General features: G+C 70.3%; 17 protein-coding genes. 12 read left to right on the plus strand and 5 right to left on the minus strand.

What is annotated here, in order from left to right; translation table 11 throughout:
• Positions 1-77: 77 nt before the first annotated feature.
• Entirely contained in the window at positions 78-3,626 is a 3,549-nt protein-coding gene (locus tag BLS25_RS09775; RefSeq protein ID WP_074695382.1) for a TM0106 family RecB-like putative nuclease, read from the plus strand.
• Here the strand turns inward: BLS25_RS09775 and upp are convergent.
• Positions 3,611-4,243, minus strand: coding sequence for a uracil phosphoribosyltransferase (upp, locus tag BLS25_RS09780; RefSeq protein WP_056224019.1), 633 nt, complete (start codon positions 4,241-4,243; stop codon positions 3,611-3,613). The two genes, BLS25_RS09775 and upp, sit on opposite strands and share 16 nt — an antisense overlap.
• A gap of 88 nt (positions 4,244-4,331) precedes the next feature.
• Between upp and tadA the strand changes: the two genes are divergently transcribed.
• Positions 4,332-4,763 (plus strand): tRNA adenosine(34) deaminase TadA, encoded by a 432-nt coding sequence (tadA, locus tag BLS25_RS09785; RefSeq protein WP_056224217.1) that lies wholly within the window; start codon positions 4,332-4,334, stop codon positions 4,761-4,763.
• 4 nt (positions 4,764-4,767) lie between these two features.
• Here the strand turns inward: tadA and BLS25_RS09790 are convergent, their stop codons facing one another.
• Positions 4,768-5,697: an LLM class F420-dependent oxidoreductase gene (locus BLS25_RS09790; RefSeq protein WP_074695384.1), complete on the minus strand. Its 930-nt coding sequence runs from the start codon at positions 5,695-5,697 to the stop codon at positions 4,768-4,770.
• A 29-nt stretch (positions 5,698-5,726) separates the two neighbouring features.
• Complete coding sequence (locus BLS25_RS09795; RefSeq protein ID WP_074695386.1) at positions 5,727-6,839, minus strand: alpha/beta hydrolase; 1,113 nt, start codon at positions 6,837-6,839, stop codon at positions 5,727-5,729.
• 123 nt (positions 6,840-6,962) lie between these two features.
• Between BLS25_RS09795 and proC the strand changes: the two genes are divergently transcribed.
• Positions 6,963-7,808, plus strand: coding sequence for a pyrroline-5-carboxylate reductase (proC, locus tag BLS25_RS09800; protein ID WP_056224013.1), 846 nt, complete (start codon positions 6,963-6,965; stop codon positions 7,806-7,808).
• 2 nt (positions 7,809-7,810) lie between these two features.
• Positions 7,811-8,098 carry a DUF1905 domain-containing protein gene (locus BLS25_RS09805; RefSeq protein WP_074695388.1) on the plus strand — a complete coding sequence of 96 codons (288 nt, stop codon included), beginning with the start codon at positions 7,811-7,813 and terminating at the stop codon, positions 8,096-8,098.
• Positions 8,099-8,108: 10 nt separating this feature from the next.
• Here the strand turns inward: BLS25_RS09805 and BLS25_RS09810 are convergent, their stop codons facing one another.
• Both BLS25_RS09810 and BLS25_RS09815 read right to left on the minus strand, forming a co-directional pair.
• The gene (locus BLS25_RS09810; RefSeq protein WP_056224009.1) at positions 8,109-8,780 is read right to left on the minus strand and encodes a potassium channel family protein; all 672 of its coding nucleotides are present in this window, start codon (positions 8,778-8,780) and stop codon (positions 8,109-8,111) included.
• Positions 8,773-10,215, minus strand: coding sequence for a TrkH family potassium uptake protein (locus BLS25_RS09815; protein WP_056224007.1), 1,443 nt, complete (start codon positions 10,213-10,215; stop codon positions 8,773-8,775). The genes BLS25_RS09810 and BLS25_RS09815 overlap by 8 nt, the downstream gene beginning before the upstream one ends.
• Before the next feature lie 68 nt (positions 10,216-10,283).
• On the opposite strand from BLS25_RS09815, the gene BLS25_RS09820 reads away from it, so the two are divergent.
• The 8 genes from BLS25_RS09820 (at position 10,284) to BLS25_RS09855 (ending at position 16,111) form a co-directional block, all read left to right on the plus strand.
• Complete coding sequence (locus BLS25_RS09820; protein ID WP_056224005.1) at positions 10,284-10,679, plus strand: ArsR/SmtB family transcription factor; 396 nt, start codon at positions 10,284-10,286, stop codon at positions 10,677-10,679.
• 140 nt (positions 10,680-10,819) lie between these two features.
• On the plus strand, positions 10,820-11,011 hold the full coding sequence (locus BLS25_RS09825; protein ID WP_056224003.1) for a helix-turn-helix domain-containing protein: 192 nt from the start codon (positions 10,820-10,822) through the stop codon (positions 11,009-11,011).
• Positions 11,012-11,093: 82 nt separating this feature from the next.
• Entirely contained in the window at positions 11,094-11,192 is a 99-nt protein-coding gene (locus BLS25_RS09830) for a 30S ribosomal protein bS22 (protein WP_003792170.1), read from the plus strand.
• 108 nt (positions 11,193-11,300) lie between these two features.
• The gene (locus tag BLS25_RS09835; protein WP_056224001.1) at positions 11,301-11,594 is read left to right on the plus strand and encodes a rhodanese-like domain-containing protein; all 294 of its coding nucleotides are present in this window, start codon (positions 11,301-11,303) and stop codon (positions 11,592-11,594) included.
• A 66-nt stretch (positions 11,595-11,660) separates the two neighbouring features.
• Positions 11,661-11,939 carry a glutaredoxin family protein gene (locus BLS25_RS09840; RefSeq protein WP_081349772.1) on the plus strand — a complete coding sequence of 93 codons (279 nt, stop codon included), beginning with the start codon at positions 11,661-11,663 and terminating at the stop codon, positions 11,937-11,939.
• Entirely contained in the window at positions 11,936-12,238 is a 303-nt protein-coding gene (locus BLS25_RS09845; protein ID WP_074695390.1) for a Dabb family protein, read from the plus strand. Before BLS25_RS09840 ends, BLS25_RS09845 begins: the two co-directional genes overlap by 4 nt.
• Before the next feature lie 109 nt (positions 12,239-12,347).
• Positions 12,348-14,120 carry a S53 family peptidase gene (locus tag BLS25_RS09850; protein WP_074695392.1) on the plus strand — a complete coding sequence of 591 codons (1,773 nt, stop codon included), beginning with the start codon at positions 12,348-12,350 and terminating at the stop codon, positions 14,118-14,120.
• A complete protein-coding gene (locus tag BLS25_RS09855) occupies positions 14,117-16,111 on the plus strand; it encodes a hypothetical protein (protein ID WP_074695394.1) in 1,995 nt (664 codons plus the stop codon). The genes BLS25_RS09850 and BLS25_RS09855 overlap by 4 nt, the downstream gene beginning before the upstream one ends.
• The last annotated feature ends 4 nt before the right edge of the window (positions 16,112-16,115 follow it).

Below are 16,115 nucleotides of genomic sequence, written 5' to 3' on the forward strand. Positions count from 1 at the left end.
GCGGTCGGATTGCGAGAGGAGGCCGGCCTGTGGATGGCGGAACCCGATGTCGGTGGCCCCGATTAGCGTTGAGGACCATGCGGTACATCGAGCAGGAGGCGCGGATCGTCTGGAGCGCCAGCGACCTCAAGGCGGCGGCGGAGTGCGAGTTCGCGTGGCTGCGCGCCATCGACGCGAAGATCGGTCGCGTCGCGCCCGTCGACGACCCCGAGGACGCCACCCTCGAACGCGCGGCCCGCCTGGGCACGGCGCACGAGCTGCGGGTGCTCGACGATGACCGCGCCCGCTTCGGCGCGGCGGTGCGCGAGATCCCGGCGGCCCGATCGTCCGACGCCCAGGCCCTCGCCGAAGCCGTGCGCCTCACCGACGAGGCTCTGGCCGACCCGTCCGTCGAGGTGGTGTACCAGGCCGCTTTCGCCACCGATGAGTTCGTGGGGTTCGCCGACTTCCTCGTCCGCGAGTCCGACGCGTCGCCCGAGGGAACGCGTCGGTGGATCGTGCAGGACACGAAGCTCGCGCGTCGGGCCCGGGTGACCGCACTCATGCAGCTCGCCGCCTACGTGGATCAGCTCGATCGTCTCGGCGTCCCGCGCGCGGACGAGGTGCAGTTGCTGCTCGGCGACGGCTCGACGAGCACGCACCGCGTCGACGACCTCCTCCCGGTCTTCGGTCTGCGCCGGGAGCGCCTGCGCGCGCTGATCGCCGACCGGAGGGTCGAGCTCGGCGTCGCCGGGCCGGCGATCGCCTGGGGCGATGCGCGGGGCGATCTCGGGGTCATCGCATGCGGCCGGTGCGCGACGTGCGAGCTCGAGGTCGTCGCGCACCGCGACCTGCTTCTGGTCGCCGGCATGCGCCCCGTCCAGCGCGATCGGCTCCGTGCCGGCGGCATCGAGACCATCGACCAGCTGGCGTCTGCTCCGACCGCTCCCGCCGCGATGAGTGCCGACACCTTCGCGTCACTCCGCACGCAGGCGCGTCTGCAGCTCGAGAGTCCGGCGGGGGTCCCGGGCGGCGATGCCCCCGCCTCCGCCGTGCCGACGTTCGAGGTCGTCGCGCCGAAGTCGCTCGGGGTGCTTCCCCGGCCCGACCACGGCGACCTGTTCTTCGACTTCGAGGGCGACCCGCTCTACACCGAGGGGGTCGGTGAGCACTGGGGCATCGACTACCTCTTCGGCTGGGTCGACTCTCGCGAAACCTACGGGGCCCTGTGGGCGCACACCTTCGACGAGGAGCGAGCGGCCCTCGAGCGCTTCCTCGACATGGTGGCGCTACGCCGTCAGCAGTACCCGGGCATGCACATCTACCACTACGCCCCCTACGAACCGACCCATCTGCTCACGATGGCGGCTCGCTACGGAGTTCGAGAGGCGGACGTCGATCGGCTCCTGCGCGACGGCGTCTTCGTCGACCTGTACCCGGTCGTCCGGCGAGCCCTGCGGGTCGGCTCGCGCTCGTATTCGATCAAGAAGCTCGAGCCCCTCTACATGGGCGATGAGGTGCGCACCAGCGACGTCCAGCGCGGAGACGACTCCATCGTGAAGTACGTCGAGGCCCGCGCGCTCGCCGCCGACGGCGACACGACCGCCGCGCAACGCGTGCTCGACGATCTCGCCGACTACAACCGCTACGACTGCGTGTCGACCCGGCGACTACGCGATTGGCTGGTCGAGCGTGCCCGCGAGTCGGGCGCCGTCCCGGCGCGAGGCGCCGAGCCCGACGAACAGGCGTATGAGCCTTCGCCGCGCGCCACAGCCCTGCAGAGGTGGGCGGCCGACGCCGCCGAGCCCGATGCGACGGCGCTCCGTCTCGCCGCTGCCGCCATCGACTACTACCCGCGCGAAGAGAAGACCTATTGGGCCACGCACTTCCTGCGCCTGCGCGAGCCGCTGTCGGTGTGGGAGGACACGCGTGACGTCGTGGTGATCGATGCGGCACGTTCGCGGGTGGTCGCCGACTGGCATGTCCCCGAGTCGGGCCGGGGCTCGCAGCGCCGACTCGTCGAGCTTCGCGGTGAGGTCGCCCCCGGGACGCGCCTGAGCGCGGACGCCGAACCTTTCGCGGTCTACGATCTGCCCGCTCCGTTCCCGCTCGAGACACGGCCGCGGTGGATCCACGGTGCGCGCCGTACGACCGTTCGCGAGGTCCTCGACGACGGGGCGATCGTCGAGGAGATCGCCGCCGACGGAGTGACCTGGGACGACCTGCCACTCGCCCTCACCCCACCCGCGCCGCCCCGCGCCGGCAATCAGCAGAAGGCGATCGACGCGTGGGCCGACGCCGTCCTCGCGGCGGCCCCGGCGATCCCGCAGGGAGCCGCGGCCGACATCCTCCGCCGGGTCCCACCGCGGACGCTCTCGGGCGCTCTCGCCCCGGTCACCAGCATCGACGGCCGAGGCGGCGACGACGACGTGGCGGCGATCGCTCGGAGCGTGGCCGACCTGGACCACAGCTACCTGGCCGTGCAGGGCCCTCCCGGCACGGGCAAGACCTACGTCGGCTCCCACGTCATCGCCCGCCTCGTCGCCGATCGCGGGTACCGCGTCGGGGTCGTGGCGCAGTCGCACGCGACCGTCGAGCACATGCTCGACCAGGTCATCGCGGCGGGGGTGCCGGCATCCCGAGTCGGGAAAGCGCCGAAGGACCCGGGCGTCTCGCACTCCTTCACCGTTCTGCCGAAGAACGGGATCGCGGCGTTCACCGGCGAGAACGCAGCGACCGGTTTCGTCGTCGGCGGGACCGCGTGGGACTTCAGCCACGAGACCCGGATCCCCCGCGGAAGTCTCGATCTGCTGGTGATCGACGAAGCGGGGCAGTTCTCGCTCGCGTCCACGATCGCGGTGTCGCTCGCGGCGCGGCGCCTTCTTCTGCTGGGCGACCCCCAGCAGCTGCCGCAGGTCAGTCAGGGCACGCACCCCGAGCCCGTCGACACCTCGGCGCTCGGGTGGATCATCGACGGAGCCGAGGTGGTGCCCGAGGAGTTCGGCTACTTCCTCGCCCGCACGCGCCGCATGCACCCCGCCGTCGCCGAGCCGGTGTCACGCCTGTCGTACGAGGGTCGCCTCGCCGCGCACCCCTCCACCGCTCTGCGCCGCCTCGACGGCGTCGAACCGGGGGTGCACGTGGTCCCGGTGCGCCACAGCGGAAATGCGACGTTCTCGAGCGAAGAGGCCGCCGAGGTCGCCCGATTGGTCGCCGAGCTCGTCGGACGTGAATGGACCGGAGCCGAGGGAGGGGCGGGCGATTCCGCCACCGTGCACGAACCTCGTGCGCTCCGGTCCGACGACATCATCGTCATCACCCCGTACAACGCCCAGCAGGTCGCCGTCGAGGAGGCGCTGGCCGCGGCCGGCTTCGCCGACGTCCCGGTCGGCACGGTCGATCGGTTCCAGGGGAAGGAGGCGGTCGTGGCGATCCTGACGCTCGCCGCCTCATCGGGGCGGGAGGCCCCCCGCGGGCTCGAGTTCCTCCTGCTGCGCAACCGCATCAACGTCGCGATCTCGCGAGCGATGCAGGCCGCCTACGTGGTGTACTCACCCGCTTTGCTCGACGACCTTCCGCGGACCCCCGAGGGGGTCGCGCGGCTCAGCGGCTTCGCACGGTTGGTGGGCGCTCAGGCCGTGCCGTAAAGGCGGTCGCCCGCGTCGCCGAGGCCGGGCACGATGTAGCCCTTCTCGTTGAGGCGCTCGTCGACGGCGCCGAGCACGAGGGTCACGTCGTGCCCCTCGACCTGCTTCTCGATCGCCGCGACACCCTCGGGGGCGCCGAGCAGGCAAATCGCGGTGACGTCCTGCGCGCCGCGCGCGAAGAGGAAGTTGATGGCCGCGCCGAGCGAGCCGCCGGTGGCGAGCATCGGGTCGAGCACGAAGCACTGGCGGTCGCTGAGGTCGTCGGGAAGGCGCTCGGCGTAGGTCGTCGGCTCGAAGGTCTCTTCGTCGCGCACCATGCCGAGGAAGCCGACCTCGGCGGTGGGGAGAAGCTTCACCATGCCCTCGAGCATGCCGAGCCCGGCGCGAAGAATCGGGACGACGATCGGACGGGGCTCGCTGATCTTGACGCCCATGGTCGTGGTGACCGGAGTCTGGATCTCGATCGGGTCGACGCGCACGTTGCGGGTCGCCTCGTAGGCGAGGAGCGTCACGAGCTCCTCGGTGAGCTGGCGGAACACCGGCGACGACGTCTGCACGTCACGCAGCACCGTGAGCTTGTGGGTGATGAGCGGGTGGTCGGCGACGTGGACACGCATAGGCTCAAGGCTAACCGCTCCACCCGCAGACCACCGCCCGTCTTTCACCGGAGACCCCGTGACGCCCACCGCCCGCGACCTCACCGCGATGCGGCGCGCCCTCGCCCTCGCCGATGCCGCGGCGGCCGACGGCGACGTCCCGGTGGGCGCCGTGGTCGTGGATGCCGCGGGCGAGGTCATCGGCGAAGGCCGCAACTTGCGCGAGGTCACGGGGGACCCGACGGCTCACGCCGAGGTCGTCGCCCTGCGCGAAGCCGCCCGCCGCCTGGGCACGTGGCACTTGGCCGACTGCACCCTGGTCGTCACCCTCGAGCCGTGCGTCATGTGCGCCGGTGCGATCCTCCAGGCGCGCATCGAGCGGGTCGTCTTCGGATCGTGGGATGCCAAGGCCGGAGCCGCCGGCTCCCTGTACGACGTTCTGCGCGACCGGCGGCTTCCGCATCGCGTCGAGGTCGTCGGCGGGGTCGAGGAGGAAGGGGCCTCGGACCGGCTGCGCGCGTTCTTCGAGGGCCGCCGCTGACGACTCAGCGGGGGAGGAGCGGAAGCACATCCGTGCCGATCTGGTCGGCGTGATCGAGGTCGCGGAGGTCCATCAGCTGGAAGTAGACCCGTTCGGCGCCCAGCCCGCGAAGCCGCTCGACCTTCTCGGCGACCTGTGAGGGAGTGCCGACGATGTTCGCCCCGTCGTCGAACTGGTCGCGGGTGCGGCCGATCGCGTCGAGGCGGCGGTCGATCTCGGCGTCGTCCGCCCCGACGACGGTCGGAAGCGCCACCGAGAGCTTCAGCGTGCCCGGGTCCCGCCCGATCGCTTCGCACGCGGCGCGCACGACGGCGAACTTCTCGGCCACGACGTCCTCCGAGACGAACCCGATGTTGAACTCGGTGGCGTACCTCGCGGCCAGTGCGGGGGTGCGCTTCGGGCCGCCCCCGCCCACGATCACCGGAACCGGGGATTGCACCGGTTTCGGGAGCGCCGGCGCCTCGTCGAGGTCGTAGTGCTCGCCGTGGAACGTGAAGGTGTCGGCATCCGGGGTCGACCAGAGACCCGTCACGACCTGGAGCTGCTCTTCGAGCAGATCGAAGCGCTTGGGCGGGAACGGGATGCCGTAGGCGCGGTGCTCGCGCTCGAACCACCCCGTTCCGAGCCCCAGCTCGACGCGGCCACCCGACATCGCGTCGACCTGGGCGACCTGGATCGCGAGGATCGCCGGGACCCGGTAGGTCACGGACGACACGAGGGTGCCCAGGCGGATCCGCGAGGTCTCGCGGGCGAGGCCGGCGAGCGTCGTCCACGCGTCGGTGGGGCCGGGGCGCGCATCTCCCTCGCCCATGCGCAGGTAGTGGTCCGACCGGAAGAACCCGTCGAGACCGTGCTCTTCGGCGGAGCGCGCGAAAGCGAGCTGGTCATCGTAGGAGAAGCCCTGCTGGGGCTCGGTGAACAGGCAGTACTCCACGGGGACCTCCGGGGCGGGTCGGGGATGGGTCAGTCGGCCGAGCGCAGGATGATCGCCTCGGTCGGGGGTGCCGGGTCGGCGGGGCGACCGACGTAGCCGATGTGGGTCAGCAGAGCCTGACGGAACACCGCGGGGCGTTCGAGGTGCACGGAGTGTCCGGCGCCCTCGACGGGCACCTCGGCGACCTCGCCGCCCTTCTCCGCATAGGTCGAGAGCACATCGCGCGTCTGCGAGACCATCGGCTGCGCGGGCGCGACATCGACGCCGGGCCAGTCGGGGACCACGCCGAGCGCGCCGAGGTGGTTGACGTCCGAGAACGAGGTGTCCGAGACGATCGCATCGGCGGTGCCGTAGATCCACAGGATCGGCGGCTTCGCGGCGAGGTCCACGATGCCCGAAACGTCGAAGTACTTCGGCGCGAGGGCGTTCAGCACTCCCGTCGTCCCGGGGGCGAAGCCCGGCCAGGTCGAGGTGGTGACCGAGTCGCCCGGGTAGTTGCCGGTGGCCGTGGACGTCGACAGCATCGCTTCGACCCAGACGTCCTCGTGCTCGCTCCGGTAGCCGTCGGCGACGTAGCTGCTGCGGAACACGGAGCGGGGAGAGGTGGGGGCCCCGTCGGTGGTGTCGTGGTCGATGAGGCGTTGAATGAAGTCGGGGTTCGCCGCGCCCGCGCCCGCGCCCGCGTCTTCGTCGCTCAGACGGGAGCCGTCGCGACGTGTGCCGCCGAACCCGTACGGCGAGATCGGCGACTGCAGGGTCAGTGACAGGACGGGGTGATCGAGCGCGTACTGCAGCACGACGGCTCCGCCCATCGACCAGCCGACGAGGTGGGCGGTGGAGATGCCGAGAGCCTCGAGCGTCGCGTGCAGGTCGTCGCTGAAATCGCGGACGCCGCGCGTGGCATCGATCGGGCTGTGCTCGGTACGACCGAAGCCGCGCAGGTCGACCGCGATCACCCGCAGCTCGCTCGGCAGGTCCTGCATGATCTCCTGCCAGAACAGCGAGGAGGCGACGTTGCCGTGCACGAAGACCACCGTGTGCTCGGGGGAGGTGGAGGGGTCGTCACCGACGCGCTCGAGCACGTTCACACCCAGCCGGTCGGTCTCGACCAGGCGCGCGGTGATGCCGTCGAAGAGAGTCATCGCTAGTCCTCCGTGTCGCTCGCCGGTGCTCCGGCACACCGTTTTCCGACTCTAACGCGCGCCCCTATCGGTCGCACTCAGGCTTGCCCCCGCCATCGGCGACGGATTCGTAAACTGTGCCGTATGACGGATGCCACGACCTCGCTGCCCCCGATCGCGATCCTCGGAGCCGGTTCCATGGGAGGAGCGATCCTCCGCGGCCTCGTCGCCGCGGGCCTGACCGAGGGCGGGGTGACGGCCACCAACCGCTCCGTCGCCAAAGCGGCCGAGCTCGCCGAGCTCGACGGGGTGACCAGTGTCGCGCTCGAGGTCAATCCCGCGGGCAACACCGACGCCGCGTCCGCCGCCGACATCGTGCTGGTGGGCGTGAAGCCCGCGATGGTGCCCGACCTGCTCGACGAGATCGCCCCGCACCTGCGACCCGGCGCGATCGTGGTGAGTCTGGCGGCGGGAGTCACCCTCGACACGTTCGCCGCTCACCTCGGCGAGGGCGTCTCCACCCTGCGCTCGATGCCGAACACCCCCTCCCTCGTCGGCCAGGGCGTGACGGGGCTCGCCGCCGGGTCCGCGGCGTCCGCCGACGACGTCGCGGTGGTCCGAGCCCTCTTCGAGACCGTGGGTTCGGTGCTCGAAGTCCCCGAGTCGCAGATCGACGCCCTCTCGACCATCTCGGGCTCCGGTCCCGCCTATGTCTTCCTGCTCGTCGAGGAGTTCACCAAGGCCGCCGTGCGGATGGGGTTCGACGACGATCAGGCGCGTCTGCTCGCGGAGCAGACCTTCATCGGAGCGACCGCGCTCATGGCATCCGCAGAGGTGGATCCCGCCGAGCTCCGCCGCCGCGTGACCAGCCCGAAGGGCACCACCGAGCGCGCCGTCACCGTCTTGCAGGACGCTCGTCTCGACGACACCTTCACCACCGCCGCCGAAGCGGCCCTCGCCCGGGCGAAAGAACTGGCCGCGGGCAACTGATCATGCGCCTGCGGTTCACCGGGACGATCTGGTACTGGCGCGGCCCCGCGCCGTTCCATTTCGTCTCGGTGCCCCCGGCGGAGGCGGCGATGATCGCCGAGGTCGCCCCGGTCGTCACCTACGGGTGGGGGATGATCCCCGCATCCGTCACGATCGGCCGCACCACCGTGACCACCTCGCTCTGGCCGAAGGACGGCGGGTACGTGGTGCCGGTGAAGAAAGCACTGCAGGATGCCGAGGGCCTCGGCGTCGACGACGAGGTCGAGCTGACCCTGGACATCGACGCCTGAGCGCGTCGACTCAGCGGTCGAGCGAGGCGAAGCGCTCGATGTCGGAGTTCGTGCCCGACACGATGATGAGGTCGTGGTTGGTGACGACGGTGTTCGCCTCGGCGTAGCGGAACGGACGGCCCGGGCTCTTCACCCCGACCACCGTGACGTTGTACTTCGAGCGGACGCCCGACTCGTTCAGCCCCACCCCGCGGACGAGCTTGGGCGGGTACATCTTGGCCAGGACGAAGTCGTCGTCGAAGCGGATGAAGTCGAGCATGCGGCCGCTCACGAGGTGGGCGACGCGTTCTCCGGCTTCGGCTTCGGGGTAGATCACGTGGTTCGCACCGACGCGGGCGAGGATCTTGCCGTGCGACTGCGACACGGCCTTCGCCCAGATCTGCGGCACCTTGAGGTCGACGAGGTTGGCCGTGATGAGCACCGACGCCTCGATGAGCGAGCCGACCGCGACGACGGCGACCTGGAAGTCCTGGGCGCCGATCTGGCGCAGGGCGTCGATGTTACGGGCGTCGGCCTGCACGGCGTGCGTGACGCGCTCCGACCACTTCTGGACGAGCTCGAGGTTGCCGTCGACGGCGAGCACCTCGCGGTCGAGGCGGTCCAGTTCACCCGCGCACGCGGCGCCGAAGCGCCCGAGGCCGATCACCAGGACGGGGGCGTCACTGCGGATGCGTTCAACCAACGATGGGCCTTTCCACGGGGAGCGCGTACAGCTGCGACCGGGAGGACGCAGCCACTGCCGCAGCGAGTGTCACTGTACCAATGCGCCCCATGAACATCGTGGCGGCCATGACGTACTTGGCGGCCTCGGGAAGCTCGGCGGTGAGCCCCGTCGACAGGCCCACCGTGGCGAAGGCCGAGACGACGTCGAAGAGCACGTGTTCGATCGGAGCGTCGGTGATCCGGCTGATGGTCACGGTCGAGATCGCGACGATCGTGGCCCCCCACGCGACGACGGAGAGCGCGACGCGCTGCACGTCGCTCGGGATGCGGCGGCCGAACGCCTGCACCGACGGGCGCCCCTTCGCCTCCGAGAACACGGCGAGGGCGAGGACCGCCAGCGTCGTGACCTTGATACCGCCCGCGGTGGAGGCCGAACCGCCGCCGACGAACATGAGCATCGAACCGACGATGAGGGTGGCGCCGTTCAGATCGCCGATATTGATGACGCTGAATCCGCCCGACCGTGTCATCGCCGAGAGGAAGAAGGCCTGGAACGTGGTGTCCCACGCATCCATGCTGCCGAATGTGAGGGGGTTGTCGTATTCCAACAGCAGAATGACGCCGGCACCGGCGAAGAACAGCACGACCGTGGTGATGATCGTGAGCTTCGCGTGCAGCGACCACAGGCGGAACCGCCAATAGTGGCGCCACAGCGTGAAGATGACCGGGAATCCGATCGAGCCGAGGAAGACCCCGGCCATCAGCACGGTGAGCAGGTAGTAGTCCTGCGCGAAGGGCGTGAGGCCGTCGGCGTTGGGGACGAAGCCGGTGTTCGTGAACGCCATCGCCGCGTAGTACGGCGCCTCCCACAGGGCCACGAGCGGATTGATCCCGCCGATGATGAGCGAGGGGTAGATGAGGACGGTCAAGCCCGCCTCGATGACCAGGGTGGACAGGGCCACCGTCCGCAGCAGCTGGCCGACCTCGCCGAGCCGGACGGTCTGGCCCTCGTTCACCGGCCCGCCGTGGACCCGCAGGGGGTTGCTGTCGCCCGCGGCGATCAGCTTGGCGCGCAGCCCGAGGCGTTTCGAGATGACCAGGCCGAGGATCGAGGCGAGGGTCAGGACACCCAGGGCGCCGACGTTGACGCCGATGTAGGTGATGACGCGCCCCAGGGGCGAGAAGTCGGAGTACATGTTCAGCGTCGACAGGCCCGTCACGCAGATCGTGGACACCGCGGTGAACAGAGCGTCGGCGAAGGCGATCCGTTCGCCCGTCGCAGACGCCGCGGGCAGCGAGAAGAGCGCGGTGAACAGCGCGATGAGCGTGACGAACACGAGCACCGCGAATCGCGCGGGTGAGGCGGTCGTCAGGTTGCGCAGACGATCCCATGCCTCGTAGGCGATGCGACGCAGTCGCACGGCCAGTCGAGCCTCGTTCGGCGTCGCCGCCATGCGCCGCTCCCTTCGGTGCCCGAACCCGAATCATGGTACTCGGGCCGGGGCGCCGCTAATCTGATGCCATGGCGGACATCTTCGACGTGATCGCTGACGGAACGCGTCGCGACATCCTTCAGCTGCTCCTCGACCGGGCGACCGGTGGCGAACGCGGAACGAGCGTGTCGCAGATCGTCGCGGCACTCGGGGTGAGTCAACCCACCGTGTCCAAGCACCTCAAGGTGCTGCGCGAGGCCGAGCTCGTCTCGGTCCGCGAAGAGGGCCAGCACCGCTACTACAGCCTCGCGGTCGCGCCCCTCGACGAGGTCGACGATTGGCTCGTGCCCTTCTTCTCGATCGACGACGACAACGAACCCGCGCTCCCCGAATCCGCGATGCACGCCGCCGAGGTGGTGGGGCGCGCCGCCGCATCGGTGAAGCACTCCTTCTCGACCGCGTTCCGCAAGCTCCCGGGGCGATGACGACGATGGATGCCGCGGATTTCCGGCATCCATGAATCACATTCGTCACAGTGGGCCCATAGGTTTACAGCCGTCCCGGCCAGACCCTAGAGTGTGCACAGCATCAGGAGGGTGAGTTCACCCGGAACGAGGGGTGAGCGATGGCCGAGCTGCCGGACGTGCGGTTTCTGACGGTCGCCGAGGTCGCAGAGCTCATGCGCGTGTCGAAGATGACGGTCTACCGTCTCGTGCACGCGGGAGAACTGCCGGCGGTGCGCTTCGGACGCAGCTACCGGGTGCCGGAATCGGCGGTCGCCGAAGCCGTGCAACGACCGGTGTCCGACGTCGGCTAGACTGATCCGAGGCTTTTTTCCAACGCCTGCTGTTCCCGGGGGCCGAAATCGGCACCCAGACCCCGACTTAGTGAGGTTTTCCGTGGGTTCTGTCATCAAGAAGCGCCGTAAGCGCATGGCGAAGAAGAAGCACCGCAAGCTGCTTCGCAAGACTCGTCACCAGCGCCGCAACAAGAAGTAAGCGGCCACCACACCGAGCGCCTGTCCGATTCGTGACGGGCGCTTCGTGTATCCGGCGCGACGATCTCGCGCCGCCGAACCGTCTCGACCGTCTTCCTCGGAGGAAAGCATGCAGTCCATCTCGGTCCACGATCTGCACGCGGGGCGCCAGCGTCCCCTGATCGACGTGCGCGAGGAGCACGAGTTCGCCGCGGGACACGTTCCCGGCGCGGTGAACCTGCCGATGTCCACGATCGGCGAGCACCTCGACGAGCTTCCGGGCGAGCCCTTCGACGTCATCTGCCAGGCCGGCGGCCGCTCGGCGAGGGTCGTCGAGGCACTGTCGGCGCGCGGCCACGACGCCACGAACGTCGAGGGCGGCACGGGCGACTGGATCGCCGCGGGATACGACGTCGAGTCCTGATCGGTCCGCGGACACACGCGGCGCACGCCGCGGCCCGTCGTTCCCCCGCCTCCTAGGATGGGGAGGGTGACGACCCTCACGCTGATCGGTAAGCCCGACTGCCACCTCTGCGACGTGGCGGAGCAGATCGTGGAGACCGTCGTCGCCGAGCTCCCCGAGGGTGCCGCTGACCGCGTCACCATCGAACAGGCCTCGATCGCCGACGACGCCGCCCTCTACGAGAAGTGGTGGGAGAAGATCCCGGTCGTCCTCATCGACGGCGAATTGCACGCCCACTGGCGCGTGTCCGCCGACCGACTTCGCGCCGCTCTCCTCGCGGCAGACACCCAAGGAGCCTCCGCGTGAGCATCCGTCACATCGTCCTGTGGAAGCTGTCTGCTGACGACGCCGACACGCGTGCCCTGCACGCCGAGCAGATCGCCGAGCGCCTGCTCGCCCTCGCTCCCGTGATCGACGACATCCAGCACATCGAGGTGGGGCGCAACATCGTCAACCCGCAGTCGAACTGGGACGTCGCTCTGGTCAGCGAGTTCGCCGACGTCGATGCGCTCGAGCGTTACCAGGTGCACCCCGCTCACCAGGAGGCTGCGGCGTTCGTCCGCTCCGTCGTGGCGGAGCGCTCTTCGGTCGACTACCCGTTCTGAGTCGGCTGAGCTCCCCGAGCAGTTTTTCGTCGCCCGTTTGTGATAACGATTCTCATTATCGATAAGCTCTCGATCGGTTCACCTGAGCCCCCGACCGAGAAAGCTGTCCATGCCCGCACGCCTCCGTCGTCGACAGACGACTTCCCTGGCCGCCCTGTTGATCGCGGCGGCAACCCTCTCCACCGCCTGCAGCGCCCCGCCCGCAGCGCCGGCCGGCCCCACCGACGGGCGACGAACCCTCGCCGCCACTGCTCCCGGATGGGCATCAGCCGCCCCCGAGGTCGCCCTCGATGCACGTCTGTCGGCCACCGTCCTCCTCGCCGACTCGGCAACCCCCGCGGAGGTGAGCGCGGCGCGCTCGTGGCTCCAGGCCGTCGGGATCGATGTCGTCCGCGACCGCGAGAGCATCCGCGCGCTCTCGGTGACCGGGTCGGCATCGGCGTTCGCGTCGGCGTTCGACACCGCGTTCGGTCAGACGACCGTGGACGGGCGCGCGGCCGTCGCGCCCACCCGTGATCTGTCCGTCCCCCGCGAGGGAAGCGCCATCGAGTCCGTCGCCGGCCTCGTCGACACCGATGCCATGAACCCCAGCGTGGACCCCGCGCCCGTGCGAAGCGACGACTGCGCCGCGTACTGGGGGCAGACGCTCTCGTCGTCATGGCCCTCGTCGGTTCAGGTCGAGCATCGCTCCAACGCGCTGTGCGGGTACGGGCCCACGCAGCTCCGAGCCGTTCACCGACTCCCCGCCGACGCACGCGGCGCAGGCGCGACGGTGGCGATCGTCGGAGTCTTCGACGACGATACGGTCGCCGCCAACACCGACACGTATTTCGCCCGGGAAGGCCTGTCGACGCTGCGCGACGGCCAGTACACCCACCATGCGCCCGCGAATCCGAACGTCACCCGGTGCGGGGGTCCGTCGGCATGGACCGTCGAGCAACACCTCGACGTGCAGGCGGTGCGCGCGATGGCGCCGGACGCCGACATCGTCTACTGGGGTGCCGATGACTGCCTCGCAGCGACGCTCTATCTGCGCGTCCTCGACGCGGTCGAAGCCCCCACCACCCCGAGTGTGGTGTCACTGTCGTTCGGCGGCCCGGAGGAGCTCGACACCGACGCCGACCGCACTCTCCTGAATCGCGTCCTCGTCGAAGCCGCGTCCCGGGGAGTGTCGGTATTCGCCTCGAGCGGCAACGACGGCGATTACTCCCTCGCCGGCGACCACCACGACGAGACCGACGTGGCGACCCCGGCCTCGAGCCCGTACGTCACCGCGGTGGGCGGAGCCAGCATCGGCCTCGACGCCGACAACGGCATCGCCGTCGAGTCCGGATGGGAGGTGCAGACCCGCTTCGCGCAGAACGGGGGCATCATCCCGCCGGGCTTCCTCTACGGGGCCGGGGGCGGAGAGTCGGCCTTCTACCCGCGCCCCAGCTGGCAGAGCGACCGCATCGCCCACTCCGGATCGGGGCGTCTCGTCCCCGACGTCGCGTCGCTGGCCGACCCCAACACGGGCTTCACCGTGGCCGTTCCGCGCGACGGGGCGGTGTCGTACGAAGCTCACGGGGGGACGAGCCTGGCCACGCCGATGGTCGCGAGCATGGTGGCCATCGCGAAGGCGCGCACGGGGGTGAGAGTCGGCCTCGCCGCGCCCTTCCTCTACCGGCTGTCCGGCTCGAGCGCGATCCGTGACATCGTGCCCGCGTCCGCCGGTACCTGGTACCGCCGCGACAAGGGCACCGGTCAGCTCTGGCTCGAGACCCTCTACCTGTGGGATACGCGTCCGCAGTCCCTCCAATCGGCCACCGGGTGGGACCCGGTGACCGGCGTCGGCATCCCGAACGGCGCAGACTTCCTCGACCGATTCGGAGCAGACCAGTGATCTCGCGTCCGCTTACCCGATTCGTCGCCCTCCTCGCCGGCGCGGTCGTGACGGCCGCCGTCGTCGCCGGGGCCGTCCCCGCGAGCGCTGCGGCGACGATCCCCTCGACCTCGGCCTCCGGCATCCAGATGCTCGATGCCGACGGCGGCGAGCTCCAGCAGCCCGCCCCGCTGAGCGAATGGACAAGGGGAGCCACGGTCGAGGACTCTCTCGCTCAGACCGGCGATGTGCTCAAGCTCAACACCACCCGTTCAACGGGTCTGACCGCCCGAGCAGCTTCCGACGGCGCGCAGGCGACGATCGAGAGCGGACTGTTTCAGCTGCGTGATCGCGTCCCGATCGCCTTCACCGGGCTCCGCGCCAGCTGCGGGACGGATGGAAGCACGTCGGTGACGTTCGACACCCTGACCGTCGACGGCAAGAACGTCCTGAACGCGGCGAAGCTCTCGGCGGGGTACACCGTCGCTTTACCCACCTCAGACACGTGGGGGTCGACGCGACTCATCGTGGGGGAGCGCGCCGTCGACCGCGGTCGCGCCCAGGTGACGGCCCTGCGGATCGAGGCGGAAGCGGGCTGGTCCGAGATCTGGCGTGTACGTCTCGGCGTCGTCGCCTGTGCTCCGACGGTTCCGGCGTCGCCCGCCCTGGTCTCGGGGGTCACCGTCACGTCGCCGAGCGGTGCTGCCCTCATCCCGGGAGCCCCGCACCTGGATGCCGAGGGGTCGGTCTCCACGCAGACGGTGAGCGGAACCGCTCCCGCGTCGACGGGCTCGGATGTGTCCGTCGCGCATGCGGCGGACGGATCGAGCGCGGTCTCGGTGGGATCGTTCCGTCAGGTGCCGGACACCTCGTCGGTGGGCGAGTACATGTGGTCGGCCCTGCGTGTCTACGGCCTGCGTCTCACCGTGGACGCCGACGGCTCATCACGCGTGACCTTCGCCGACACCGGATCCGCGGTCTTTGTCAACGGCATCTGGATCAACACGGGAACCGACCTCTACACGGGCGTGGATGCCACGGGCGCACCGCGCGTGCGCGTGCACCTGAACGAGCGCGTCGCGCAGAGCGACGGCAGCGTGGTGATCACCGCGCTGCGCTACGAAGACCTCACCGGGGCATACCCCGCGGTCAGCCTCGGGGTCGTGCGGTGGTCTGCCTCGGCGGGTGGATCCACCCCTACGCCCGAGCCGACGAAGACCACCGCGCCGCCGCTGCCCGCGCGGTACGCCTTCGCGGTCGACGCCACCGGTCCCTCGGCGATCGCCCCGGCTTTCGTCGCGGCGCCCGGGGAGACGAAGATCGCGCACGTCGCATCCGGCGGCGCCGACGAGCAGACGGTGACCGACGGGTACGCCGGGCAGATCTCCGTCCGCGGCGTCGCGACCGCCAGCTCCGATGCGGCGGCCTCGGTCGGAGTGGACGACCTCGTCCTCTATCCCGGAACGGCGATGGAGGTGTCGCTGCGAAACGTGCGCCTCAAGGTCACGTCGGTCGGGACGACGCTGACCACCGGGGGTGGAACAGTGGCCGGGCAGGCGGTTCCGGCGGGGGCGGTGGCGGCCGGAACCCGCTTCGCCGTCGCGGGGCGCGCGGCGGTGATCACGTTGAACACGCAATCGGTCGACGGGCAGGCGCAGACCGCCGTCGCCCTCGAGGTGGATGACCGTCGCGGCCTCGGCGCGTTCGTGCGGGTCGGCGTCGTCACGGCCGACGCTCCGCAGCAGTCGCCGGATCCGGGAGGCGGCACGTCGCCCGCCCCGCAGCCGCAGCCGTCGGGGGGCTCGTCTTCGGAACAGTTCTCCCCCGGTCCGATCGGCAGGGACGACGTGCGCGTCGCCGGCGGGGGCGCAGCATCGACGTCCGGTCCTCTGGCGAGAACCGGCGCAAATGTGTCGGCGCTCCCCGGGCTGATCGGCGCGGGTCTGTTCGCGGCGGTCGGCGGTGCCGTCCTGATCGTCTTCACCCGACGCCGTCGCACACGGCGCGAGTGAAGGG

Source organism: Microbacterium testaceum StLB037 (genome assembly GCF_900104345.1).
Classification (GTDB): Bacteria; Actinomycetota; Actinomycetes; order Actinomycetales; family Microbacteriaceae; genus Microbacterium; species Microbacterium testaceum_A.

Bases quoted from the DNA above. Each gene is read 5' to 3' on its own strand.
- BLS25_RS09775 (WP_074695382.1), top strand. From the start codon at position 78: ATGCGGTACATCGAGCAGGAGGCGCGGATCGTCTGGAGCGCCAGCGAC.
- upp (WP_056224019.1), bottom strand. From the start codon at position 4,243: ATGCGTGTCCACGTCGCCGACCACCCGCTCATCACCCACAAGCTCACG.
- tadA (WP_056224217.1), top strand. From the start codon at position 4,332: ATGCGGCGCGCCCTCGCCCTCGCCGATGCCGCGGCGGCCGACGGCGAC.
- BLS25_RS09795 (WP_074695386.1), bottom strand. From the start codon at position 6,839: ATGACTCTCTTCGACGGCATCACCGCGCGCCTGGTCGAGACCGACCGG.
- proC (WP_056224013.1), top strand. From the start codon at position 6,963: ATGACGGATGCCACGACCTCGCTGCCCCCGATCGCGATCCTCGGAGCC.
- BLS25_RS09805 (WP_074695388.1), top strand. From the start codon at position 7,811: ATGCGCCTGCGGTTCACCGGGACGATCTGGTACTGGCGCGGCCCCGCG.
- BLS25_RS09815 (WP_056224007.1), bottom strand. From the start codon at position 10,215: ATGGCGGCGACGCCGAACGAGGCTCGACTGGCCGTGCGACTGCGTCGC.
- BLS25_RS09820 (WP_056224005.1), top strand. From the start codon at position 10,284: ATGGCGGACATCTTCGACGTGATCGCTGACGGAACGCGTCGCGACATC.
- BLS25_RS09825 (WP_056224003.1), top strand. From the start codon at position 10,820: ATGGCCGAGCTGCCGGACGTGCGGTTTCTGACGGTCGCCGAGGTCGCA.
- BLS25_RS09835 (WP_056224001.1), top strand. From the start codon at position 11,301: ATGCAGTCCATCTCGGTCCACGATCTGCACGCGGGGCGCCAGCGTCCC.
- BLS25_RS09850 (WP_074695392.1), top strand. From the start codon at position 12,348: ATGCCCGCACGCCTCCGTCGTCGACAGACGACTTCCCTGGCCGCCCTG.